The organism is Aquabacter sp. DMC10 (assembly GCF_056314145.1).
The window spans coordinates 68,972-93,321 of the sequence record NZ_JBQUYX010000002.1 but is presented as its reverse complement, the minus strand read 5'-3'; the positions used below and the strand labels follow the sequence as shown (position 1 = coordinate 93,321).

The following is a 24,350-nucleotide window of genomic DNA, read 5'->3' as shown; positions in this document are numbered from 1 at the left end:
AATACGACGGTCCGGCGATCAGACCCGGAAGCGGGCCACGTCGATCACCCGGTCGGACACGGCCGCCTGGATGGCAGTGTCGTGGAAGATGCCGATGAGGGCCGTGCCGCGCGCCTTGGTCTCGCCGATGAGGTCCACCACCACCGCCTGGTTGGCGGCGTCCAGCGACGCGGTGGGTTCATCGAGCAAGAGGAGGTCGCGGGGCGAGATGAAGCCGCGGGCAATGTTCACCCGCTGCTGCTCGCCGCCGGAGAAGGTGGCGGGCGGCAGGTCCCACAGGCGCTGGGGCAGGTTGAGCCGGGCGAGCAGGTCGCGGGCGCGGGCCTCCGCCTTTTCCGGGGCGACGCCATCCTGGCGCAGGGGCTCGCTGACCACGTCCAGCGTCCGCACGCGGGGAATGACCCGCAGGAACTGGCTGACATAGCCGATGCGCTCGCGGCGCAGCTTGAGGATGCGGCGGGGATCGGCCCTCACCACGTCAATCACCCCGTGCGGCCCGTCGGCCACCTCGATGGCCCCGGCATCCGCACGGTAATTGCCGAAGATCATCTTCAGGATGGAGCTCTTGCCGGCCCCGGATGGCCCGCCCAGTGCCACGCACTCGCCGCCATGCACCTCGAAGGACACGTTGCGCACCACCGGCAGCCGCGCGCCATCGCGCAGGTGCAAGGTGAAGGCCTTTTCCAGCCCCTCCACCTTCAGGCGCGGCCGGGCCGCCTCCGAGACGGGGAAGGGCGGTGCGGAAGGGGCTTCGGCAGCCCCGAGGGTGGCGTCGAGCGTAGCGGGCATCATGCGGCAAGCACCGAGGCGACGAGGAGCTGGGTATAGGGTTCGTGCGGATCGTCGAGCACCTGGTCCGTCAGGCCCTCTTCGATCACCCGGCCGCGCCGCATCACCATGATGCGGTGGGACAGGAGGCGGGCGACGGCCAGGTCGTGGGTGACGATGATGACGGCCACGCCGAGGTCGGCCACCAGGGAGCGGATGAGGTCCAGGAGGCGCGCCTGTACGGACACGTCGAGGCCGCCCGTGGGTTCGTCCATGAAAACGAGGCGGGGCCGGGTGACGAGATTGCGGGCGATCTGCAGGCGCTGGCGCATGCCGCCGGAAAAGGCGCGGGGATCATCATCGATGCGGCTGGCATCGATCTCCACCCGGCCCAGCCAGTCGGTGGCCTCATTGCGGATCTCCCCATAATGGCGCCAGCCCACCGCCATGAGGCGCTCGCCCACATTGCCGCCGGCGGACACCGCCATGCGCAGGCCCTGTTCCGCATGCTGGCGCACGAAGCCCCAGTCGGTGCGCAGCAGAAGTCGCCGCTCGGCCTCCGACAGGCTGGCGAGGTCGCGCAGCGCGCCATCGCGCATGCGGTAGCTCACATCGCCCGACGTGGGGGCCAGCTCAGTGGAGAGGAGCGACAGCAAGGTGGACTTGCCCGAGCCGGATTCGCCGACGATGGCCAGCACCTCGCCGGGATGGACGGTCAAGTCCACGTCCAGGCAACCGGGACGAGCGCCGTAATATTTCGTCAGGCCCCGGGCGACGAGAAGAGGATCATCCGCGCTCATGCCAAAGCCTCCGCACGGCCTGCCGCCTGGGGGCGGGCCGGGTCGAGATCCACATGCAGGCTGACGCCGTGGCGGCGGAAGCCGAGGTTTTCGTAGAAATGGTGCGCCTGGGTCCGCCGGGCGTTGGAGGACAAGGCCAGCTTGTAGCAGCCCTTTTCCGCCGCCTTGGCCATGGCGAAGCGCATCATCGCGGCGCCGATGCCGCCGCCCTGGCGGCCGGCGGCCACCACCACGTCCTCGACCACGGCGCAGGACGCGCCCTGGTGGCCGAGATTGTCCATCACCAGCAGGGCGAAGGTGCCGACCACCGCTCCCGCCTCCTCGGCCACATAGAGCACATAGTCGGGATAAAGCGCGAAGCGGGCGAACACGGCGCGGGCATCCTCCAGCGACAGGACACGGCCATTGTCCATGTCCGGCTGGGCATAAAGGCCGAGCACGGCCGGGAGGTCGTCCTCGCCCGCAGGGCGGATGAGGAGGCCGCTCATTCCGCCGCCTCCTGCGCCGGGGCGCTCATCTCGCCGCGGTGGCCCTCGGCCTGGCGGGTGCTGCAATGGTCGGTGTCCGAGCACACGAACATGCGCCCGCCCCTGTCGTCGAGGATCACCTCGTCGAGATAGACACCGGTGGCGCCGCACAGCGCGCAGGGCTTGGCGAAATGCTGGACGCGGAAGGGATGGTCCTCGAAATCCAGCGAGACGACGCGGGTGTGCGGCGGGATGGCATAGATGCGCTGCTCGCGTCCGGCGCCGAAGAGTTGCAGCGCCGGGCTGTCATTCATCTTCGGATTGTCGAACTTGGGGATGGGGGAGGGGTCCATCACATAGCGCCCGGCCACCGCCACCGGATAGGCATAGGTGGTGGCGATATGGCCGTGGCGGGCGATGTCCTCGTAGAGCTTCACATGCATGAGGCCGTAATCGGCGAGGCCGTGCAGTTTGCGCGTCTCGGTCTCGCGCGGCTCCAGGAAGCGCAGCGGCTCGGGGATCGGCACCTGGTAGACCAGCACCTGCCCGGCCTTCAGCTGGGCTTCGGGGATGCGGTGGCGGGTCTGGATGACGCTCGCCTCAGCCGTGCGGGTGGTGGTGGCGACCCCCGCCGTCTTCTTGAAGAAGCCGCGGATCGCCACCGCATTGGTGGTGTCGTCGGAGCCCTGGTCGATGACCTTCAGCACGTCGTCGGTGCCGAGGATGGCGGCGGTCACCTGCACGCCGCCGGTGCCCCAGCCATAGGGCATGGGCATTTCGCGGCTGGCGAAAGGCACCTGATAGCCGGGAATGGCGATCGCTTTGAGGATCGCGCGCCGGATCATGCGCTTGGTCTGCTCGTCCAGATAGGCGAAATTATAGGTGATGGCGGGCGCGGTCGTGGTGGGGGCCGTGGTCATTGCGCCGCCTCCGGCAGCTGGAGGGCTTCGTCAGCGGGGTCCTCGTCCTGCGGCAAGGCGGTGGCCCGCATGCGGCGCACCAGGTCCAATTCGGCTTGGAAGTCCACGTAGTGGGGCAGCTTCAGGTGCTCCACGAAGCCGGTGGCCTGTACATTGTCGGAATGGGAGAGGACGAATTCGGTGTCCTGGGCGGGGGCGGTCTTTTCCTCCCCCAGCTCCTGCCAGCGCAGCGCCCGGTCCACCAGCGCCATGGACATGGCCTTGCGCTCGGACTGGCCGAACACAAGGCCATAGCCGCGGGTGAACTGGGGCGGCACGCTGGCCGAGCCCTTGAACTGGTTCACCATCTGGCATTCGGTGACGGTGACGCGGCCGAGCGGGACGGCAAAGCCCAGCTCCTCCACATGGAGCTCCACTTCCACCTCGCCCATGCGCACTTCGCCGACGAAGGGATGGGTGCGGGCATAGCCGCGCTGGGTGGAATAGCCGAGCGCCAGCAGGAAGCCCTCGTCGCCGCGCGCCAGGTTCTGGAGGCGCAGCGGCCGCTCGGCAGGGAAGGAGAGGGGAGAGCGGGTGAGGTCTGGCGGCTCGCTGCCGTCATCGTAAGGCGCGGGCTCGATGAGGCCCTCGTCGCCGAGCAAATCAGTGACGCGGGGCATGGGCTCCGGCGCCTGGGCCGTGGCGGCGGGCCGCTCGTCCGCACGGGGGGCGGGCGGGGCGGCCTCGGCCGCAGTCACCGCCAGGGCCGGGTCCAGCAGGCGATGGGTATAGTCGAACGTGGGGCCGAGCACTTGCCCGCCGGGCAGGTCCTTGAAGGTGGCCGAGATCCGCCGGCGGGCCCGCATGGCCCCCGTATCCACCGGCTCGGTGGCGCCAAAGCGCGGCAAGGTGGTGCGGAAGGCTCGCACCAGGAAGATGGCCTCGATCATGTCGCCGCGCGCCTGCTTCAATGCGAGGGCGGCGAGGTCGCGGTCATAGAGCGAGCCTTCCGCCATGATGCGGTCCACCGCCAGGGCGAGCTGCTCGCGGATCTGGTCGATGCCCAGTTCCGGTACCGTCGGATCGCCCCGCCGGGTCCGATCCAGCAGAGCGTGGGCATTGCCGATGGCGGTTTCGCCGCCCTTCACTGCCACATACATGGGCTTACTCCTCCGCGCCGGCGTGCACCGAGCGGGGGAGCCCCACCACGATGCCACGCGCGACCAGCAGCAGGTCGATGCCGAGCGGGAAGGCGGCGCGGTTCTCGCGCAGCCGGTCCGCCATGTCCTCGGGAAGCGGGGCGGCGCCGAGCCGGGCCGTCCCGTCAATGCCGGGGCCTTCGAGCCGAAGGCGCATGCCGGGCACGTCCGGCCCGGCCTCCGCCACGCCGACGATCAGCGTTGCCGAACGGTCGGGATAATCGGGCTCGCCTTGGGCGAAGCGGGCGAAGTCCGGCAGGTCCGCGCCCGAGGCGATGAGGGCGAAGCGGGCGTCGCCGGGATCGTCCACCAGCGGCGCGCCGGTGTGGAAGCGCAGGAAGTCCGCGACCCCCGGGCCGTCGCGCAAGGCGGGATCGAGCCAGACGGGCGTCTCATAGTCGAGGAGCGCAAGGGCGATGGCCGCAAGCTCCGGCGTCAGCGGAGCCGGGGGGGCGAGGTCGGTGGCCAGATTCTGGGGCGTGCCGGGCTGGGCCAGCGCCCACATGACCGCCTTGAAGGTGCGCTGGGCATCGCGGGCGGGATCGGAAAAGCCGGAGGCAAGAGCGGTGGCGGCCATCAATCCTCTCCCCGCACCATGGTGAAGAAGTCCACCTTGGTGGCCTTTGTGCGCTCGGCCTCGGCGGCCTCGTCGGCGGCGATGCGCGCGCGGATGGGCTTCAAGGCGTCTTCCAGCGCCGGCCGCAGGGCCGGGTCCTGCCAGAGCGCGTCCAGAATGGCTGCGGACCGGGCGCGCTTGGGATCGCGCCCCATGAGATAGGCAACCCCGGTGGGGCCGTTGCCGATGCGCACCGCCGCGCGGGTGACGGTGGCTTCGCCCAGATTGAAGGGCGCGCCGTCGCCGCCGATGCGGCCGCGCACCATGGCCAGGCCCGATTCGGTCGCACGCAGGTCCTTGATGGGCGGCAAGGGCGCGAAGCGCTCCAGCGCCGCGTCCAGTTCCTTCTGCGTGGCGCTGGCGAAAATGGTCATCGCCGCCTGCCGGTGTTCGGTGAGGTCCTGGTCTGCCGTCATGGAGCCCTCAAGCCGTCAACTCCGATGCCAATGCGAGCGTCGGAGGTATCATGTGCTGATCTGGTGTTTATTTGTATATTGGTCTATACAAATGCACAAGACCGGAATGGCGGTGGCAAACAGCAAGCGGGGGGAGGATGGAAGACTTCGATCACGGGACAATGACGGCGGCTGAAGAAGGCGCGCTCGCCCGCAACAACGGGGTCGCCCTGTGGAAGCAGATCGCCGAACGCCTGGAGGCTGAAATCGCGGAGGGCACCTTTGCCCCGGGCGCCCGGCTGCCGGTGGAGGCAGAGCTTGCGGTGCGCTTCGGCGTCAATCGGCACACGGTCCGCCGGGCCCTGGCGGTGCTCAGCGAACGCGGCCTGATCGAGGCCACCGCCGGGCGCGGCACCTTCGTGCGCGAGCCGCCGCTCTCCTATCCCATCGGCCCGCGCACCCGCTTTTCGGAGATCGTCTCCGCCGGGGGTCGCGAGCCCTTCGGGCGCTATCTGGGCTCTTCCCTGGAACCGGCCTCCGCCGAGGCGGCGCGCGGCCTCGGGGTGGCGGAGGGCACGGAATTGCTGGTCATCGAGAGCATGCACGAGGCGGATGGGGTGCCCATCTCGTTCGGGCGCGCCTATTTCGTCCATGCCCGGTGCCGCGACCTCGATCTTGTCTATGCCGCCACTGGCTCGCTCACGCGGGCTCTCGCCACCATCGGCATCCAGGACTATCGTCGCCGCGAGACCCGGATTTCGGCGCGCCCCGCCACCGAGCGGGAACAGGAGGTGCTGAGCCTTGCCGCCGGCCGCTCCGTCCTGGTGCTGGAGCGCGTCGACGTGGAGCCCAATGGCGTGCCCCTGCAATGGGGGCGCTCCAGCTTCGCGGCGGACCGGGTGCAACTCGTGGTCAAGCCTTGAGGTCCCCCGTGCCCACCATTTCCTCCCTCGCCGAGCTGCGCAGCGTCTACAAGCCCGCCAATCCCCGTTCGGTGGCCAAGGCGATTCCCCAGCTCGACGGCCATTGCCGGCACTTCATTTCGCTGAGCCCGTTCCTGCTGCTGGCCACCGGCGGCCCCGACGGCACGTCGGACGTCTCCCCCCGGGGCGATGGCCCCGGCTTCGTGGCGGTGGAGGACGACCACACCCTTCTTCTGCCCGACCGCCCCGGCAACAATCGCCTCGACAGCCTGGAGAACATCATCGCCCGCCCCGGCGTCGGCCTGCTGTTCATGATCCCCGGCGTCGATGAGACGCTGCGGGTGAACGGCACGGCGCAGATCCACACGGACGAGGACCTGAAGGCCCGCTTCGTGGTGCAGGGCAAGCTGCCGCTCTCGGTGATCCGCATCACCGTGCACGAGGCCTATCTGCACTGCGCCAAGGCGCTCATGCGCTCGGAACTGTGGAATGCCGAGCGCCAGGTGGAACGCTCCGTCCTGCCCACCATGGGGCAGATGCTGGAGGACCACACATCCGGCGCCTACAAGGCCGAGACCCAGGAAGAAATGCTGAAGCGCTACAAGGAAGTCATGTACTGACGACCCGGTCTACGGGGCCGGCAGCACCCGCCGGCCCGCCCGGGCCGCCTCGTCATAGACCCGCGTGTCGCCCGGCTTTTCCGAATAGCAGGTGGAAGCCACCACCGGCGTGCCGGCCTTCAGCAATTCGGACACGGTGACGAAGCGATAGCCCTTGGCCTTCAGCGCGGGAATGAGCATCCGCACCGCCTCCGCCGTGTGGCGGCCGCGGCCATTGGCGTGCATCAGCACGATGGAGCCGGGCTTGATGGCGCGCAGCATGGCGTCCGCCATAAATTTGGCGCCGAGAAAGGCCGGGTCGCCGGAATCCACGTCCCACTGGATGGCCAGGTGCCCGGTCTCGTTCACATAGGCCATGGAGTCCGGGCTGCACGAGCCATAGGGAAAGCGGAACAGCTCCGTGCGGGCCGGCACCTTGTCCAGCATGCAGCCGGCCGCCGCCGCATCCGCCCGCGCGCCGGCCACCGCCATGTCGGTGTCATCCACCTGGCGGCGCATATAGTCGCCGCCACGCACGGCAAGGTTGGCGTGGGACCAGGTGTGGTTGCCCACCTCGAACAGCGGGTCGGCGATCAATTGGGCGGCGCGCTCCTTGTGGTCCACGGTCCATTTTCCGCCGGCAAAAAAGGTGGCCGGCACCTTTTCGGCGCGCAGCGTGTCCACGATCACCCCGTCATAGCCGGAGATCTCGCCCGAGGCCTCGCACAGGTCGAAGGTGAGTGCCACCAGCTTCACCCCCTGCGGCAGGTCCACCCGCCGGATGGAGCCGCTGAGCGGCGGCGCCACCGGCCGGGGCGGTGGCAGGAGGCGTTCCTGGAGCTGCGCCGCCAGATGGGAGGGCTGCACCTTCTCTTCCCCCGGCCGCGCCGTCAGGGACGCCGGCGCGAAGCAGGCCGGCTGGGCGGCCAGCGGAGAGGCCGAGAGGAGGGCAATCAGCAACAGGCCGGCGCGGCGCAGGGGGCGAACAAAGGTCATGGATGGGAAACCACTGGAGCAGTCAAGTCCGCCACGGCCCAAGCCGTCGGCGGGCGCCCCTTCGGGCGCGGGAGGGAGGGGCGCCCGTTCCAGGAGGGCGCCGACGGGCGCCATCAACCACGGGCGCGCGGCCAGGGAAAGGCCGGCGGGCGGAATATGCACCCTCTCGTCCGTGGGGGAACCGTGCATAGCGGGGATCACCCATGCGCTGCCGCCCCGGCTTGCCGTTCGCCCGCCGGACGGCCCCGCCGGCGCAGCCTCTGGCGCGTGTGGAGCGCAAGCTGTACCATTTTAGGGTGTCTGCTGCGTAACAGGTCGGGGGGCTCATGGGGGTGGTGATCCGCACAGCCGCGCTGCGCCAGCGCCTGCATGTGCCCGCGCGCGAGATTGAGGAGACCGCGGCGGATCCAGCCGAGGCGCAGGATGTGCCCGATGACGAGATCATCGGCGCCCATTTCTTCCTGGACTATCAGGGGGCCGATGGCGCGCGCAGCACGCGCGAGATCATCGTGCGCAAGGTGGAGCGATCGGGCCGCGTGCTGCGCGTGGGCGCGGTCTGCCTGCTGCGCAAGACCACGCGCGTCTTCCGTGTCGACCGCATGCGTTTGCTCGTCCATGGGCGGACCGGCGAAATCATCGACGACATCGCCGGCTTCTTTGCCAAGATCGCGCCGCCCGAGGGGGCGGCGGATGTTCCGGCCGATAGTCCCCGGTCACCTGCCCGACCCTTGCCCGCCGCGCCGGCTCCGGCCCGGCTCGACCGGAGCGCACGCGACGCCCTGCGGGCGCAGGTGCGCCCGGCGGCCATCGCGCTGATGTATATGGCCCGCGCCGACCATGACCTGGCGGAGGCCGAGATCGCGGTGGTCGCGGACCTGATCGAGGATGCCCGCGCCCATCTGGGGCTGCCGGCGACGGTCGCCGACGCCCATCTGCTCCAGGAGATGACCGCCTTGCTGCCCACCGGCAATCTCTTGACCCGCGCCCTGCGCGCCGTGGTGGAGGCCCAGTTCCCGCAGGACCTGCCGGCCCGCCTAACCCGCATGGCACGGGCTGACGGCCGCGCCGCGCCCGAGGAAATGGAGGCCTATGGCGAGATCATTGCCACCTTGCGGCGGGTGACGGCCTGATGCGCCCGCCCGCCACACCCCTGCCGCCCGTGGTGGTGGCCCTCGACGTGGAGACCACGGGCGTGACCGGCGCGGACCGCATCGTCTCCATCGGCATGGTGCGCCTGGAGACGCCGGGCCTCGCCCGGGGCGACCTGGTGGTGGATGTGGGCCATGCCTTCTGCAATCCCGGCCGGCGCAGCCATTGGGCCGCGCTGAAGGTCCATGGCATCGCCGATGCCTTCCTCGCGACCCAGCCGCCGTTCGAGGAGCTGGCCGACTGGGTCTGCGACTTTCTGGCGCCGGCCGGCCTCATCCTCGCCCACAATGCCGCCTTCGACCGGCGCTTCCTCGCGCAGGAGCCGAGCCTGTCCGGCCGCATGGGGGAACTGCCCGCCTGGTTGTGCACCCTTCATCTGTCCGGGCTGAAGCTCGACCTGGCCTGCGACAGACTGGGCCTGAGGCGTGCGGGCGCCCATCACGGCGCGCTGGAGGATGCCTGGCTTGCCCTGATGGTCTATCTCGCCCACGCCGGCGTCCCACGTGACCTCTTGTGCGACCTGCCGGCGGAGCTTGCCGTCGCCACCGGCGCGCCGGCAGCGGAGCCGGTCTAGCCGCACGCCCATCGGCGCCCGCGCGCCCCGAGGCCCTTGCAGCATCGGCCAGACGGGCCGATGTTTCAGGTCATCCACGCGGCGGGGGCCGTATCCGGGGACACAAGAATGCCCGCATGGCCGAACATGCAGACCCTTTCCCATGCCGCGCCCGGCAGCCCCGGCAGCGAGCCCCCGCTCGCTTTGGTCACGGGCGCCAGCAGCGGCATCGGGCTGGAATTTGCCCGCCTGCTGGCCCGCGACGGTTTCCGCCTCATCCTGCTCGCCCGCGACAATCGCCGGCTGGCCGCCGCGGCCCGGGCCATCGCGCCGGTGCCGGGCGGCATCGAATTGATGGCGGTGGACCTTGCCGACCGGGAGGCGGTGGAGGATCTGTGCGGGCACCTGGCGGCCCTCGAGCTGGACGTGCTGGTCAACAACGCCGGCTTCGGCGCCTATGGCCCGTTCGAGGAGATCGACGGCGATCTGGAGGCGGACATGATCGCCGCCAATGTCACCGCGGTCACCCTCATCACCAAGGCCGTGCTGCCCGGCATGGTGGCGCGCGGGCAGGGGCGGATCGTCAATGTGGCCTCCACGGCCGCCTTCGCGCCGGGGCCGTTCGCCGCCGTCTATGCCGCCACCAAGGCCTATGTGCTGAGCCTGTCGGAGGCGCTGGCCGAGGAATTGCGCGACACCCGCATCCGCGTCACCGCGCTCTGCCCCGGCCCGACGGAGACCGCCTTTGCCGAGCGGGCGGGCATGGGTCGCACGCGGGTGTTCAAGGGGCCGGTCGCCTCGGCCAAGGCGGTGGCGGAAGCCGGCTATGCGGCCATGCTGTCGGGCCGTCCGGTGGCGGTGGTGGGGCTGGCCAACCGGCTGATGACCTTTGCCGTGCGCCTTGCCCCCCGCGCGCTGGTGGCGCGCCTGGCCCGCCGCGCCTTTGCCGAGGACGAGATCGGCTGAGGCGATCCATCAGCAATCCGCGCGGGCGTCATCAGCAAAATCCATTTGTGCTTGAAGCGGGTGCGGAGTAGCTGCCAACTATTCCTCCGCCCGCATCGCGGGTCTGTCCTGAAGACGCGCCATGAACCTCCTGTCCATCCAGTCCCATGTCGCCTATGGCCATGTGGGCAATGCCTCCGCCGTCTTTCCGCTGCAGCGCCTGGGCGTCGAGGTGTGGCCCATCCACACGGTGCAATTCTCCAACCACACCGGCTATGGCGCCTGGCGCGGCCAGGTGTTCGAGGCCAGCGTGATCGGCGAACTGGTGACGGGCATCGCCGAGCGCGGCCGCCTGTCCGCCTGCGATGGCGTGCTCTCGGGCTATATGGGCTCGGCCGACATTGGCGCGGCGATCCTGGATGCGGTGGCGCAGGTGCGCGCGGCCAATCCCAAGGCGGACTTCTGCTGCGATCCGGTGATCGGCGATGTCGGGCGGGGTATTTTCGTGCGGCCCGGCATTCCCGAATTCATGCGCCACCAGGCGGTGCCCGCCGCCGATGTCATCACCCCCAACCAGTTCGAGCTGGAGCTGCTGTCGGGCCACAAGGTCGCCACCCTCGCGGATGCCAAGGCCGCCTGCGACCTGCTGCACGCCGCCGGGCCGAAGGTCATTTTGGTGACCTCCCTCCATGTGGATGCGACGCCCGGCGATGCCATCGACCTCATGGCCAGCGGCCCCGATGGGCGCTTCCTGGTGCGCACGCCGCGCCTGGATGTGTCGCTGAACGGGGCAGGGGACGCCATTGCGGCCCTCTTCTTCTTCCATCTGAAGCGCACCGGCGCCACGGCGGAGGCGCTCGCGGCCGCCGCCTCCTCCATTTTCGGCCTGCTGAAGCGGACGGCGGAGGCGCAGTCGCGCGAATTGTTGCTGGTGGATGCCCAGGACGAGTTTGTTCGTCCAACTCATGTCTTCACGCCGACGCGCATTTAAGGCCAAACTGTGTCGAAGCCCCGGGCGGGCGCGTCGAGGCGCGCCGGCCCGGACGGGACTGAGACCTTCCAGACCAAGGCCATAGCCACCATGCCCCGCCGCTATGTGACGCTCGATGTCTTCACCTCGCGCCCGCTGGGCGGCAATCCGCTGGCGGTGGTGCTGGATGCGACGGGCCTGGACGACGCGGCCATGCAGCACATCACGCGGGAGTTCAATCTCTCGGAAACGGTGTTCGTCTTCCCCCCGCGGGACTCCGCGCGGCAGGCCCGCATCCGCATCTTCACCACCGCCCATGAACTGCCCTTCGCCGGCCACCCCACCGTGGGATCGGCGGTGCTGCTGGCGCTGGAGAACAAGCTCGCCAAGGGGCAGTTCCAGATCGAGGAGCAGATCGGCCCGGTGCGCTGCGAGGTGACCACAGAAGGGCCGGGCTCGCGTCGGGGCGCGGCGACCTTCGTGGTGCCCCGCAAGGCGACGCTGGAAGAGGCGGGCATCTCCCGCAAGGCCTGCGCCGATGCGCTCAATCTCGCGGTGTCCGACATCGGCTTTGACGCCCATCGCCCCGTGGTGGCCTCGGCCGGGGTGCCCTTCTTGTTCGTGCCGGTGGTGAACCTCACGGCGCTTGCGCGGGCGCGGCCGGACGAAGCGGCCTTCATCCGCTCTCTCGGCTCCTATGGCGAGGCGCTTTATCTCTACACGCCGGACGAGGAGGGCGACGCCGACTTCCGCACCCGCATGTTCTCCCCCGGCCTCGGCATCGAGGAGGACCCGGCGACGGGCGCGGCGGCCGCCGCCTTCACCGCCGTGCTCATGGACGCGGAGGCCCGGGTGGATGGCCATCACAAGGTGCGCATCGACCAGGGCTTCGAGATGGGGCGGCCGAGCCGCATCAACCTTGGCTTCACCGTGAAGGGCGGCGATGTGGTGGAGGCCACCATCGGCGGCCATGCGGTGGTGATCGCAGAAGGGGTTCTGCACCTCTAGGCCGTGAAATCCGTGACAGGAAAGTCGCACGCGCAACCGTGATCCTGGCACTGGGTGGGCGGCGCCTTGGATGGTGCGGAAGCCTTCCTATGTGTTGTGCATCGCACCATCCCCCGCGCGCGCCGCCATGGGCGCGCCGCTTCGGAAAGGCTGAAACGATGAGCGCGTCCACGCCGTCCCTGTTCGACCCCTATCGCCTCGGCGACATCTCGCTGCCCAACCGCATCGTCATGGCCCCGCTGACCCGCAACCGCGCGGGCGCGGGCCTCGTCCCCACTGAATTGACCGCCCGCTACTACGCCCAGCGGGCCACCGCCGGCCTGCTCATTTCGGAAGGCTCGCAGGTCTCCCGCCAGGGCCAGGGCTATCAGGACACCCCTGGCATCTATTCGCCCGAGCAGGTGGCCGCCTGGCGCAAGGTGACGGACGCCGTCCATGCCGAGGGCGGACGCATCTTCATCCAGCTCTGGCATGTGGGCCGGGTCTCGCACGTGGACCTCCAGGAGGGCGGCGCTGCCCCGGTGGGCCCCTCCGCCATTACCGCCAATACCAAGACCTATGTGAACAACGGCTTTGCCGCCACCTCGGCGCCCCGCGCACTGGAAGCCTCCGAACTGCCGGGCATTGCCGACGACTTCCGCCGCGCCGCCGCCAATGCCATCGCCGCGGGCTTTGATGGCGTGGAGATCCACGGCGCCAACGGCTATCTCATCGACCAGTTCCTGCGGGATGGCGCCAACACCCGCACCGATGCTTACGGCGGCTCCATCGAGAATCGCCTGCGCTTCCCGCTGGAGATCATCGACGCGGTGGCCGGCGAGATCGGCGCCAGCCGCACCGGCATCCGTCTCTCCCCGGTGACCCCGGCCAATGACCTCACCGATTCCGATCCCCAGCCGCTTTTCAACAAGCTCCTGGAGGAGATCGAGGCCCGCAAGCTGGTCTATGTTCATGTGATCGAGGGCGCCACCGGGGGCCCGCGCGACGTGAACCCCAGCTTCTCCTTCGAGGACCTGCGCCAGCGCTATTCCGGCACCTGGCTGGTGAACAACGGCTATGACCTTGCCATGGCGCAGGACGTGATCGCCTCCGGCAAGGCGGATCTGGTCGCCTTCGGCCGCCCGTTCATCTCCAACCCCGACCTGGTCGAGCGCCTGCGCCGTGGCGCGCCGCTCAATGAGCTGAAGCGCGAGACGCTCTATGGCGGCGGCGCGGAAGGCTATGTGGACTACCCCACCCTCGACGCCGCCTGACGGAGACGCCGCCCCATGATTTCGCCGCCCGGCCGCGCCCCCGCCCGCATCCTGCCCGTGGACCGGATCGACATGCGTGTCGAACCCGGTGCCGTCTGGCACGAGGCGGAGGCGCACCGGGCGGCGATCGATGCCAATTTCGCCGCCCGGGTCGCGGCCAATCCCTTTTTGTGGAACGGCCGCGTCCTGGTGCTCCGGCGCTTTTCCCTCGAAGGCGGCGTGCTCACGGGCACCTGCATCGAGGTGGATTATGCCTCCTTCACCTGGTGGCGCGACCAGGATTGGCCGGACTTGGGCGCCTGGAACATTTTCGCCCTGCCGGCGCTGGAGGGCTCCGACGGGGTCTTCGTCATGGCCGAGATGGGCGTCCATACGGTGAATGCGGGCCGCGTCTTCTTTCCCGGCGGCACGCCGGACCTGTCCGACATCACCCCGGACGGGGACGTGGACCTTTATGGCTCCGTGCTGCGGGAGATGGAGGAGGAGGCGGGCCTCTCGGAAGTGGGCACCCGCCAGACCGGCGGCTGGGACATGGTGCTGGACGGCCCCTATCTGTGCCTGATGCGGCGGATGGTTTTCCCCGACACGGGCGCGGCGCTGGCCGCGCGCATTGCCGCCTTCATGGCCAGCCAGAAGCGGCCGGAACTGGCGCGCCTGCATTTGGCGGCCGGACCGGATGATCTCGGGCCGGAGGTCATGTCGTTTGCCGCCGATTATCTGAACTGGCGCTTTGCGGAGCGGGCCTGAGGCTTGCCGGACAGTGGTGAACCGGTGCGTTGTGCTTGTGTCGGCGCGCCAATTCGGCTAATCACCCCTGAAGAGCAGTTGAAACTGAGCGAGCCGCAGTCCCGTGTCGTCCATCTCGACGAACATTGCTGGTGACGCCTCCCGCACCCAGGTGGTGGCGGGCAACGCTCTTTCTCTGCGCGCGCTCCTTCTTCTCCTTAGCCGCCCCTGAGCGCCGGCCGGGCGAACACGCCTGGGCACTCAGGGGATCGAGAAGCCGACCAAAGCGCCATTGCCCGCGCACCTGAAAAGCGGGCCAGAATTTCCCGGAAGGACGCCGCCATGACCACCGAACACACCGCCGCTCCCGTATCCGAGCGCGATCGCGTCATCATTTTCGACACCACGCTGCGCGACGGCGAACAATGCCCCGGCGCCTCCATGACCTTCGAGGAGAAGCTGCAGGTCGCCGAGTTGCTGGACGACATGGGCGTCGATGTCATCGAGGCCGGTTTCCCCATCGCCTCCGTGGGCGACTTCGAATCGGTGGCCGAGATTGCCCGCCGCTCCAAGCGCGCGGTGATCGCCGGCCTGTCCCGCGCGGCGCTGAACGACATCGACCGCTGCGCCGAGGCCGTGAAGCACGCCAAGCGCGGGCGCATCCATACCTTCCTGTCCACCTCGCCGGTGCACATGAAGTACAAGCTGCAGAAGCAGCCCCATGAAGTGCTGGAGATGATCGTCGCCTCGGTGACGCGCGCCCGCAACCATGTGGAAGACGTGGAATGGTCGTCCGAGGACGGCACCCGCACCGAGATCGACTTCCTGTGCCGCTGCGTGGAAGCCGCCATCAAGGCCGGCGCCACCACCATCAACATCCCCGACACCGTCGGCTACACCACCCCGGCCGAATATGCCGCGCTGTTCCGCACCGTGCGGGAGCGCGTGCCCAATTCCGACAAGGCCATCTTCTCGGTCCATTGCCACGACGACCTGGGCATGGCGGTGGCCAATTCGCTGGCCGGCCTGTCCGGCGGCGCCCGGCAAGTGGAATGCACCATCAACGGCATCGGCGAGCGCGCGGGCAATGCGGCGCTCGAAGAGATCGTGATGGCCATCAATGTGCGCTCCGACGTGCTGCCCTATGCCACCGGCATTGACGCGACCATGCTGACCCGCGCCTCCAAGCTGGTCTCGGCCGTGACCTCCTTCCCGGTGCAGTACAACAAGGCCATCGTGGGCCGGAATGCCTTCGCGCACGAGAGCGGCATCCACCAGGACGGCATGCTCAAGCACACCCAGACCTATGAGATCATGACGCCCGACAGCGTCGGCGTCTCCAAGACCTCGCTGGTCATGGGCAAGCATTCGGGCCGCGCCGCCTTCCGCGACAAGCTGAAGACCTTGGGCTACGACTTGGGCGAGAACGCCCTGAACGATGCCTTCACCCGCTTCAAGGACCTCGCCGACCGCAAGAAGGTCATCTATGACGAGGACATCGAGGCGCTGGTGGACCAGGGCATCGCCGCCGCCCATGACCGCATCAAGCTGATCTCGCTGTCCGTCATCGCCGGCACGCGGGGGCCGCAGCGGGCCACCATGAAGGTGGAAGTGGACGGGCGCGTCCAGACCGAGGAGGCCGAGGGAAACGGGCCGGTGGATGCCACCTTCAACTGCATCAAGGCTTTGTTCCCCCACACCGCCAAGCTGGAGCTCTACCAGGTGCACGCCGTGACCGAGGGCACCGATGCCCAGGCCGAGGTGTCCGTGCGCCTGGAGGAGGAGGGCAAGGTGGTGACCGCCAAGGCGGCCGACCCCGACACGCTGGTCGCCTCCGCCCAGGCCTATATCACCGCGCTCAACAAGCTGATGGTGAAGCGGCATTCGGTGAACCCGCAAGCGGCGGCCGGCTGAGGGCTGTCCACCCGGGATGAAGGGAACCCGCCGCGGGCATTGCCAAGGTGGCGGGACGACGGATCGGAAAGGCCGGGCATGCGCCCGGCCTTTTCTTTTGGGCCTGCCGGGTCCTTGGAGGTCGACCGGTCGGCGATGGTGGGCGCTTGCCGCGATGCAATACGGCGCCACCGTGATCGTCTGTGACGAAAGTATGGTTCCCTTGCTATCTTCCCAGTTTGCCTAAGAAGAAGGCGATGAGCCGTCGCCGACTGTTCACAATAGTCATGCTGCAATGCAGCATATTGGCGGGTTCCACCTGCGTTATGCCGTAGAGGCACGTATTTCACTTGACGAAAGGGAGCGGGACATTCTTCAAGGGAGGCAGGAGTGGGCCGATAAACGCAAAATGGCTCGCAGAGGGATCAAGGAGGTTCGCGATGAAGCTGAAGCTCGCCGCAGTGGCTCTGGCCACGGTGTTCGGACTTTCCGTGGCTGGCGCCAAGGCTGACAGCTATCCCAGCCGCGCCATCACGGTCGTGGTGCCGTTCGCGGCCGGCGGCCCCACCGACACGGTGTCGCGTCTGGTGGCCGAATCCATGTCCAAGACCCTGGGCCAGCAGCTCATCGTGGAAAACGTGGGCGGCGCCGGCGGGACCCGCGGCGCCGGCCAGGTGGCGAAGGCCGCGCCCGATGGCTACACCCTGCTCATCCATCACATCGGCATGGCGACGGCCCCGAGCCTCTATCGCAAGCTGCCGTTCAACGTGCTGACCGACTTCGAGGACGCTGGCCTCATCACCGCCGTCCCCATGACCATGATCGGCAAGCCTACGCTTGAGCCCAAGAACGTGGTCGAGCTGATCGAGTTCGTGCGCAAGAACAAGGAAAAGGTCACGTACGGCAATGCGGGCGTCGGCTCCGCCTCCCATCTGTGCGGCATGCTGTTCATGTCCAAGGTGGGCGCCCAGATGACCACCGTTCCCTACCAGGGCACGGGTCCGGCCATGAATGACCTGATCGGCGGCCAGATCGACCTCATGTGCGACCAGACCACCAACACCACCGGCCAGATCAAGGCCGGCAAGGTGAAGGCCTATGCGGTCACCACCAAGGATCGCGTGAAGTCGCTGCCGGAACTGCCCACCCTCCAGGAGAGCGGTCTGAAGGACTTCGAGGTGGCCATCTGGCACGGCCTCTATGCGCCCAAGGGCACGCCCAAGGAGATCGTGGACAAGCTGAACGCGGCGCTCAACGTCGCCTTGGACGATCCCAAGGTGATCGCCCGATTCGCCGATCTGGGCACCGAGCCGGAGCCCAAGGATCGCCGCAGCCCGGCCTTCCACAAGGAGTTCCTGGCCGCGGAAGTGGCCAAGTGGAAGCCGGTCATCGACGCGGCGGGCGTGTACGCCGACTGATGACGACGCCCGACGCATCCGCCGGTGGCGGGTGCGTCGGCGCGGGGACACTGAAGGTTGCGGCCGCCCCGAAGGCAACCTCTCCACCGTTGCTTGATCCTATTGATTCCGTAACGGCATCCCTTCGGGCATGTACTAAATGGCTGCCTCTCCGTAAGTTTCGTTCGACTTTCGGAGCATAGACACTATTTTCGTGCGCCAAGGCGCATCTGACGCTGCGAATGCCGCAGCGTTTCGAGCCTATGGCCACAAAGAGCTATTCGATTGGCGGGAGGAGCGTAGATGAGTTTTATCCGCAGTCCTAAGGACGTGCTGGCAGGGTTGCTATTCCTGGCCTTTGCCGGCGTTTTCGCGTGGCAGACCGGCGACCTGCCCATGGGGACCTCTGTTCGCATGGGACCCGGTTACTTTCCCCTCGTCCTGTCCGGCCTGATGGGTCTGCTCGGCCTGATCGTGTTGATCAACGGCCTGCGCTTCCGCGGCGAGGCGCCCACCAACATCGCCTGGCGCGGCCTGATCGTGCTGACCGTCGCCACCGTCTTCTTCGGCTTCGCCATGCGCCCGCTGGGCTTCCTGCCCACGCTCGCCATCACGGTGTTCCTGTGCGCCACAGCCAGCCAGAAGTTCCACATCGTAACGGCGCTCATCATCACCGCCGTGATGACCGTGTTCTGCTGGGGCGTGTTCATCCTGGGCCTCGGCCTGCCGCTGCAACTCATCGGGCCTTGGCTCGGCGGATACTGAGGAGGCGCCCGTGGAACTCTTTCACAATCTCGAACTCGGCTTCTCGGTCGCGCTGTCGTTCCAGAACCTGATGTATTGCTTCATCGGCGCGCTGCTGGGCACGCTGATCGGCGTTCTTCCGGGGCTCGGCCCGCTGGCGACCATCGCCATGCTGCTGCCCATCACCTTCGGCCTGCCGCCGGTCTCGGCGCTCATCATGCTGGCCGGCATCTATTACGGCGCCCAATATGGCGGTTCGACCACCGCCATTCTCATCAACCTGCCCGGTGAATCCTCATCGGTGGTGACAGCGCTCGACGGCTACCAGATGGCCCGCAAGGGCCGGGCCGGCGCGGCTCTGGCCACGGCGGCGCTGGGCTCCTTCTTCGCCGGCTCGGTGGCCACCTTCCTGCTGGCCCTGTTCGCGCCGCCGCTGGCGGACCTCGCCTTGAAGTTCGGCCCGCCCGAATATTTCTCCCTGATGGTGCTTGGCCTCGTCGCCTCGGTGACGCTGGCCTCCGGCTCCATCGTGAAGGCGCTGGCCATGATCGTGCTGGGCCTGCTGCTCGGCCTGTCCGGCCAGGACATCTATACCGGCACCCCGCGCTTCACCTTCGAGATTTCCGAACTGGCTGACGGGTTCGACTTCGTGGCTCTGGCCATGGGCATGTTCGGCATCGGCGAGATCATCCGCAACCTGGAGGACGAGCACCAGCGCACCCTGGTGGCGGCCAAGGTGAAGGGCCTGATGCTCACCATGAAGGACTTCAAGGACATCATCGGCCCCGTGCTGCGTGGCACGGCGCTGGGCTCCATCCTCGGCATCCTGCCGGGCGGTGGCGCCATGCTGTCCTCCTTCGCCTCCTACTCGCTCGAAAAGAAGATCGCCAAGAATCCCCGCGAGTTCGGCAAGGGCGCGATCCAGGGCGTGGCGGGTCCCGAATCGGCCAACAATGCCGGTGCGCAGACCTCCTTCATCCCCATGCTCACCCTGGGCATTCCCTCCAACCCGGTGATGGCGCTCATGATCGGCGCCCTCATCATCCAGGGCATCACGCCCGGACCCAACGTGGTCACCGACAAGCCCGACCTGTTCTGGGGCGTCATCGCCTCCATGTGGGTCGGCAATTTCATGCTGGTGCTGCTCAACCTGCCGCTGATCGGCATCTGGGTGCGCCTGCTGACGGTGCCCTACCACATCCTGTTCCCGGCGATCATGGCCTTCTGCTGCATTGGCGTGTACTCGGTGAACAATAACACGTTTGACGTGTACACCATGGCCATGTTCGGCGTGCTCGGCTACGTGCTGGTCAAGCTGGACTGCGAGCCGGCGCCCCTGCTGCTGGGTTTCGTCATCGGGCCGATGCTGGAGGAGTATCTGCGCCGCGCCATGCTGATCTCCCGCGGCGATCCCATGGTGTTCCTCACCCGTCCCATCTCGGCGGCCCTGCTCATCGCCGCGGTGGCTGCCCTGGTGGTGGTGCTGCTGCCCTCGGTCAGCAAGTCCCGCGAGGAAGCCTTCAAGGAGTGAGTCTCCTTTTGCACGGCTCGCCTGTCCCGCGCGTCCTTCGGGCGGGGCAGGGGCTTCAAGTTTTCCACAGCGCCATGCGGCCCCCCACAAGGGGCCGCATTTTTTTATGGCGGAGCGCTGGACACCCAGGGGGGTGTTTGCTACACGACGGCTCCCGACGCGGTCACGACCAGTCGGCGGGCGCATAGCTCAGTTGGTAGAGCAGCTGACTCTTAATCAGCGGGTCCTAGGTTCGAGCCCTAGTGCGCCCACCAAAAATCCCCAGAGATTTCGGTGGTTTAAGACGGTCAAGACGAGTGCCTCCGGGCACCTTGTCCCGTGAAATGCCACGTGCCTCCCTCTGAAATCTGAAATCCGCACGGCGTCCCGCGTGGTCTCTCCCACCCATTGTCCCGCGCGCCATCCGTCGCTGGAGCGGTCAAGGGGCTGACTGGATCAGCGTCCATGGGTCTGCAGCCCTCCCGTCCCGCCGATCCCCATAGGCCTTTGGCGAAAGCCCATAAGTCGCGCGCCTGGAGCGCGTGGGGGGCGAGCGTTAGCTTGGGCACGGGTTGGGGCGCCGGTTGAACCGGCATGCCTGTGTCCTTTGTGCGCGCGGCCATCCTGTGTGGGCAGGGCGGCGCCTGCGGCCAAGCTTCGCGGTCCGCCTGAGCGCGTGTGCGCGTATGGTTGTCGCCGAGCGGTCTGCACGAAGGTAGGCCGGGCCGATGCGCTCTCCCACGGACCACAAGGGACAGCATTATGCGCAAGAGGACTTATGTGACCGGCCTCGGCCTCGCCGCGGCCGTCTCGGCCTACCTGGCGGGTGGGCCCATCGCCTCCGCCTGCAGCCTTATCCTCTGGAACACCAATGACAAGGCCGTAGTGGCTGCGCGCACCATGGACCTCTACATGGATGACAAGCCGCGGCTGGTCTTCCTGCCGCGCGGCATTGCCCGCACGGGGCTGCCCTCCGGCACGTCCGTGCAGTGGACGTCCAAATATGCCAGCGCGGTGCTCACCGCCCTCGACCAGGCCACCAGCGACGGCATGAATGAGGCTGGCCTGAGCGCCCATCTGCTCTATCTGCACGGCACCGAGCACGAGCCGGACGACGCCCGTCCGGGCCTCTCGAACCTCCTGTGGTCCCAATATGTGCTCGACAATTTCTCGACCGTGTCGGATGCCCTGGCGGCGTTGAAGGGCGTGCGGATCGTCTCGGCCAAGGCCGAGGGGCGCGAATGGCCGCTGCACCTGTCCATCGAGGATGCGAGCGGCGACAGCGCCGTCATCGAGTTTGTGGGCGGCAAGGTGGTGGTGCATCACGGCAAGGACGTGACCGTCATGACCAATGAACCGCCGCTGGACGAGCAGATCGCCAACCTGAAGCGCTACAGGCTGTTCGGCGGCAACCTGCCCATGCCCGGCGACATCGATCCCATGAGCCGGTTCGTGCGCGCCTCCTCCTATCTGAAGACGCTGCCGCCGCCCGCCGACACGACCGAGGCCATCGGCCATCTGGCTGGGGTGGTGCGCAACGTGGCGGTGCCGTTCGGGGCGCACGACACGTCCGGCGGCGATTCCACGGATGCCTGGCCGACCCGCTGGGCTTCCGTCGCCGACCACACCCACAAGGTCTATTATGTGATGCCCGTGAACAGCCCCAACGTGCTGTGGGTGGATTTCTCCAAGCTGAAGGCGGACGGCAAGGAAATCCTCGCCGTCACGCCCACCGAGCCGGGCCTTAGCGGGGACGTGTCGGCCAACCTGAAGCCGTTCGGCACCATCGCGACGGCCTTCCCTCCCACCCGCTGACGGGGCGCAGCGGGCGCGCAAAGGGGGCGTGCATCGGGGGGATTGGGCGCCGCCTTCGGCCGCATCGTCGGCCGGGGCGGCGCCGCTATGTCCGGCCTGGGATGGAGGGGAACGGCATGGCACGGGTGCGGGTGCGCTGGATCATCGGCGGCGTCGGGGTGGTCGGCCTCGCGGCCGTAGTGGTGCTTCTCGGCCTGTTCGCCGCTGCTCTTCTGCCGCAGGGCGATGGCTTGCGCCGTGCCGTCACCGAGCGGGCTTTGACGAAGCTCTGGGGCGAGCCGGTGACCATCAGCGGGTCCGTCACGCTGCAGCTGTGGCCGCGCCCTGTCCTTTCCGTCTCCGATGTGGAATCCCGTGGGCCGGACGGGGCCGCCGCCAGCGTGGGGCAGGTGGTGGTGGGCTTGCCGGATTATGGGGACCTGTTCGCCGGCCGGCTGTTTTATCGCCTGGCCGTGGATGGCGCCCGGCTGGACGTGCCCATGGACGGGGGGGAAGACGCCGCGTCCGGCTCGCTCCTGGAATCGCCCATCCATGTGCTCTCCTTGCTGCCGCATCTGGAGATCCGCCACACGCTCATCCGTCTGTTCGACGCCAAGGGGTGGCTGTTCGAGCTGAAGGTGGAGGATCTGAGCAGCCGGCTTGAGGGCACGCGCACCGCGCTGGCCGCCGACGCCGCCCTCAATGGAACGCCGGTCCATCTGGGCTTTTCCTTCGACCTGGAGGCCCAGCCCAGCGAGGGGCTGCGGCCCTATGGCGCCCAGGTGGTGCTTTCCGTTCCCGGCACCGCCGGCGGCTTCTCCAGTCGCCTGGATGTGCGCGCGCCCACCGCCCGGTTCGACCATGGCCTGGCCATGGAGCTGGCCGCCGACGCCGGCAGCCTGGCGCAGGTGCTGGTGTTGGCGGGCCTCGCGCCGTCTGTGGAGGGAGCGGGGACCCTGCGGGCCCATTTGGATGCGGAGCCGGACAGCCTGGGCGTTCGCGACCTCCGGCTCACCCTGAAGCTGGCCGACGGCGAGCTGGTGCAGGTGGAGGGCGCCGTGGGCGACCTGCCCACGCTTCGGGGCGTGGATGTGAAGGCGGTGGCCACCCTCGACGCCGCGGCCGGGTCCGCCGTGTCCTTGCGCGACATCACGGTCACCCGCCTGTCCGGCGCCTTCCGCAGCGGGCCGGATGGCCTGATGCTGGAGGACACGCTGATCGAGACCAATGCCTTCGACCAGAGCTTCCGGGAGATCGGCCCCATCTTCGTGCATGCGGTGGAGCGGGACAGTGCCGGACGGGTGGCCTTCAAGGGCATTTCCATCCAGGCGGGGCCGCTGGCGCGCCCGGTCAGCCGGCTCACGGGCGATGTGCGCGACGTGCTGCGCTTCGAGGGGGTGAACCTTGCCGGTTCCGTGGACCTGCCGGTGGCGAGCCTGCTCGCCTTGCCGCCCACGGATGGGGCGCGGCTCGGCCGGCTGGTGGGGCGGCTGGCCATGTCCGAGGCGGGAGCGGGCCTCAGCGTGGATGCCTTCTCCGCCCGCATCGAGGGCAGCGACCTGCTGCAGGCCAGCGTCGATCTTTCTCTGCACGACCTCGCCGGGACCGATGCGGCCATGGGCGGGCGCATGGACACGCGGCTCGACATTCCCAATTACGCCGCCGTCGCCGCCGTCTTCGGCGTCCAGGTGGCCTTCCAGGGCCCCCTGCGCTTCGAGGGGAATGTCACCGGCACCGCGGATGTGCTGGCGCTGGAGGGGCGTACCGACATCGGCCGCACGCAGATTCTGGGCGCCTTCACCAGCCGCGCCAAGCCCGACGGCCGCCTCCTGGTGGGCGGCACCGTCACGTCGCCGCAGCTGTTCGTGGACGAACTGGCCAGCCTCGCCCGCACCGAGACCCAGGGCGCCCGCCGGCCGGTGGCACTGGCCGGTGCCAAGCCGCCGGAGGGGGGAAGCCAGATCGACCTCATGGCCACCACCGATGCTGACATCACCCTGTCCGCCGACCGCCTGGAAGGCAGCGGCGCCGGCGCCAAGGGCTTGCAGGCGCGCGTGGTGCTCAACGGGGGCGCGCTGCGGGTGGACCCGTTGCGCATCAATTATCTGGGTGGCGCCGTCTCCGCCGTGCTGGCCAGCGAGGGGGCCAATGTCCTGCGCCTCAAGGGCGCGGGGGATGGCTTTCCGCTGGCCGCCCTGATGGGGCCGAACGCGGCCATCAAGATGTCCGGCACGCTGCGCCTGGCCTTCGACCTGACCGCCCGTACCGATGGCGACGACCCGCTGGCGACGCTGGGCGGCAGCTTGACCGCGCGGGTGGGGCGCGGGCGCATCGGCACCGGCCTGCTGGATCTGGCCGGCATGGGGATTGTGGGCGGCCTCTTCACCTCCTCCGTCTATCGCGGCGACAGCGAGCTGCGCTGCGCCAGGGTGCCGCTGGTGTTCGAGAAGGGCGTGGCGCGCACCAATCCCATGCTGGTGGTTATCACCGAGAACATCCAGGCGCTCGGCCGCGGCACCATCGACCTGCCCCGCAACCGCATCGACCTGCTGGTGGTGCCGCGCCCCCTCAACGCCCTGTTCGGCGAGGCCGGCCACAGCTTCACGGTGAAGGGCGCGCTGGCGTCCCCGTCCATCGCGCTCGCCACCGGCGGCACCGACCTGAAGGGGCGCGTGGGATGCGACAACTGAGCCGGCCCCTGTTGAAGGTCAGCTTTCGCCCGGTGTGCCGAACATTTCCGGGCGCG

At 68.5% G+C, this 24,350-nt stretch carries 23 protein-coding genes and 1 tRNA gene; 16 read left to right on the top strand and 8 right to left on the bottom strand.

The genetic code is table 11. The features are described 5' to 3' along the window. Positions 1–18: 18 nt before the first annotated feature. The 7 genes from phnL to phnG are packed head-to-tail and all read right to left on the bottom strand — an operon-like array spanning position 19 to position 5,165. Positions 19–792 (bottom strand): phosphonate C-P lyase system protein PhnL, encoded by a 774-nt coding sequence (gene phnL, locus ACT54L_RS05240; RefSeq protein ID WP_476084498.1) that lies wholly within the window; start codon positions 790–792, stop codon positions 19–21. Continuing rightward, positions 789–1,568, bottom strand: a complete 780-nt coding sequence (gene phnK / locus ACT54L_RS05235; protein ID WP_476084497.1) for a phosphonate C-P lyase system protein PhnK — start codon at positions 1,566–1,568, stop codon at positions 789–791. Before phnK ends, phnL begins: the two co-directional genes overlap by 4 nt. Beyond that, entirely contained in the window at positions 1,565–2,056 is a 492-nt protein-coding gene (locus ACT54L_RS05230; protein ID WP_476084496.1) for an N-acetyltransferase family protein, read from the bottom strand. Before ACT54L_RS05230 ends, phnK begins: the two co-directional genes overlap by 4 nt. After that, the gene (locus tag ACT54L_RS05225; RefSeq protein WP_476084495.1) at positions 2,053–2,955 is read right to left on the bottom strand and encodes an alpha-D-ribose 1-methylphosphonate 5-phosphate C-P-lyase PhnJ; all 903 of its coding nucleotides are present in this window, start codon (positions 2,953–2,955) and stop codon (positions 2,053–2,055) included. Before ACT54L_RS05225 ends, ACT54L_RS05230 begins: the two co-directional genes overlap by 4 nt. Next, positions 2,952–4,094, bottom strand: coding sequence for a carbon-phosphorus lyase complex subunit (locus ACT54L_RS05220; protein ID WP_476084494.1), 1,143 nt, complete (start codon positions 4,092–4,094; stop codon positions 2,952–2,954). The genes ACT54L_RS05225 and ACT54L_RS05220 overlap by 4 nt, the downstream gene beginning before the upstream one ends. 4 nt (positions 4,095–4,098) lie before the next feature. After that, positions 4,099–4,710, bottom strand: coding sequence for a phosphonate C-P lyase system protein PhnH (gene phnH / locus ACT54L_RS05215; protein ID WP_476084493.1), 612 nt, complete (start codon positions 4,708–4,710; stop codon positions 4,099–4,101). After that, positions 4,710–5,165, bottom strand: a complete 456-nt coding sequence (gene phnG, locus ACT54L_RS05210) for a phosphonate C-P lyase system protein PhnG (RefSeq protein ID WP_476084492.1) — start codon at positions 5,163–5,165, stop codon at positions 4,710–4,712. Before phnG ends, phnH begins: the two co-directional genes overlap by 1 nt. A 137-nt stretch (positions 5,166–5,302) precedes the next feature. Here phnG and phnF point away from each other — a divergent pair, with 137 nt between their 5' ends. Then, positions 5,303–6,067 (top strand): phosphonate metabolism transcriptional regulator PhnF, encoded by a 765-nt coding sequence (gene phnF, locus ACT54L_RS05205; RefSeq protein WP_476084491.1) that lies wholly within the window; start codon positions 5,303–5,305, stop codon positions 6,065–6,067. A gap of 8 nt (positions 6,068–6,075) precedes the next feature. Beyond that, entirely contained in the window at positions 6,076–6,687 is a 612-nt protein-coding gene (locus ACT54L_RS05200; RefSeq protein WP_476084490.1) for a pyridoxamine 5'-phosphate oxidase family protein, read from the top strand. A gap of 9 nt (positions 6,688–6,696) precedes the next feature. Here the strand turns inward: ACT54L_RS05200 and ACT54L_RS05195 are convergent, their stop codons facing one another. Next, complete coding sequence (locus ACT54L_RS05195; RefSeq protein WP_476084489.1) at positions 6,697–7,662, bottom strand: polysaccharide deacetylase family protein; 966 nt, start codon at positions 7,660–7,662, stop codon at positions 6,697–6,699. Positions 7,663–7,988: 326 nt separating this feature from the next. Between ACT54L_RS05195 and ACT54L_RS05190 the strand changes: the two genes are divergently transcribed. The 14 genes from ACT54L_RS05190 (at position 7,989) to ACT54L_RS05125 (ending at position 24,294) form a co-directional block, all read left to right on the top strand. Then, entirely contained in the window at positions 7,989–8,792 is an 804-nt protein-coding gene (locus ACT54L_RS05190) for a tellurite resistance TerB family protein (RefSeq protein ID WP_476084488.1), read from the top strand. Next, positions 8,792–9,385, top strand: a complete 594-nt coding sequence (locus ACT54L_RS05185) for a 3'-5' exonuclease (protein ID WP_476084487.1) — start codon at positions 8,792–8,794, stop codon at positions 9,383–9,385. Before ACT54L_RS05190 ends, ACT54L_RS05185 begins: the two co-directional genes overlap by 1 nt. 108 nt (positions 9,386–9,493) lie before the next feature. After that, entirely contained in the window at positions 9,494–10,330 is an 837-nt protein-coding gene (locus ACT54L_RS05180; protein ID WP_476084486.1) for an SDR family NAD(P)-dependent oxidoreductase, read from the top strand. A gap of 121 nt (positions 10,331–10,451) precedes the next feature. Continuing rightward, the gene (gene pdxY / locus ACT54L_RS05175) at positions 10,452–11,300 is read left to right on the top strand and encodes a pyridoxal kinase PdxY (RefSeq protein WP_476084485.1); all 849 of its coding nucleotides are present in this window, start codon (positions 10,452–10,454) and stop codon (positions 11,298–11,300) included. A gap of 90 nt (positions 11,301–11,390) precedes the next feature. Continuing rightward, the gene (locus tag ACT54L_RS05170; RefSeq protein ID WP_476084484.1) at positions 11,391–12,287 is read left to right on the top strand and encodes a PhzF family phenazine biosynthesis protein; all 897 of its coding nucleotides are present in this window, start codon (positions 11,391–11,393) and stop codon (positions 12,285–12,287) included. Between the two features lie 158 nt (positions 12,288–12,445). Continuing rightward, positions 12,446–13,540 carry an alkene reductase gene (locus tag ACT54L_RS05165; RefSeq protein WP_476084483.1) on the top strand — a complete coding sequence of 365 codons (1,095 nt, stop codon included), beginning with the start codon at positions 12,446–12,448 and terminating at the stop codon, positions 13,538–13,540. A gap of 15 nt (positions 13,541–13,555) precedes the next feature. Further along, a complete protein-coding gene (locus tag ACT54L_RS05160; RefSeq protein WP_476084482.1) occupies positions 13,556–14,287 on the top strand; it encodes an NUDIX hydrolase in 732 nt (243 codons plus the stop codon). A 321-nt stretch (positions 14,288–14,608) separates the two neighbouring features. Continuing rightward, positions 14,609–16,180 (top strand): 2-isopropylmalate synthase, encoded by a 1,572-nt coding sequence (locus ACT54L_RS05155; protein ID WP_476084481.1) that lies wholly within the window; start codon positions 14,609–14,611, stop codon positions 16,178–16,180. 419 nt (positions 16,181–16,599) lie between these two features. After that, positions 16,600–17,577: a tripartite tricarboxylate transporter substrate-binding protein gene (locus ACT54L_RS05150; protein WP_476084480.1), complete on the top strand. Its 978-nt coding sequence runs from the start codon at positions 16,600–16,602 to the stop codon at positions 17,575–17,577. A gap of 282 nt (positions 17,578–17,859) precedes the next feature. Continuing rightward, positions 17,860–18,321, top strand: a complete 462-nt coding sequence (locus tag ACT54L_RS05145; RefSeq protein WP_476084479.1) for a tripartite tricarboxylate transporter TctB family protein — start codon at positions 17,860–17,862, stop codon at positions 18,319–18,321. Between the two features lie 10 nt (positions 18,322–18,331). Further along, complete coding sequence (locus ACT54L_RS05140; RefSeq protein ID WP_476084478.1) at positions 18,332–19,831, top strand: tripartite tricarboxylate transporter permease; 1,500 nt, start codon at positions 18,332–18,334, stop codon at positions 19,829–19,831. Positions 19,832–20,009: 178 nt separating this feature from the next. Next, positions 20,010–20,085: transfer RNA gene (locus ACT54L_RS05135), tRNA-Lys, on the top strand. Positions 20,086–20,572: 487 nt separating this feature from the next. Next, positions 20,573–21,625: a linear amide C-N hydrolase gene (locus tag ACT54L_RS05130; RefSeq protein WP_476084477.1), complete on the top strand. Its 1,053-nt coding sequence runs from the start codon at positions 20,573–20,575 to the stop codon at positions 21,623–21,625. A gap of 116 nt (positions 21,626–21,741) precedes the next feature. Then, a complete protein-coding gene (locus ACT54L_RS05125) occupies positions 21,742–24,294 on the top strand; it encodes an AsmA family protein (protein WP_476084476.1) in 2,553 nt (850 codons plus the stop codon). Positions 24,295–24,350 lie beyond the last annotated feature (56 nt).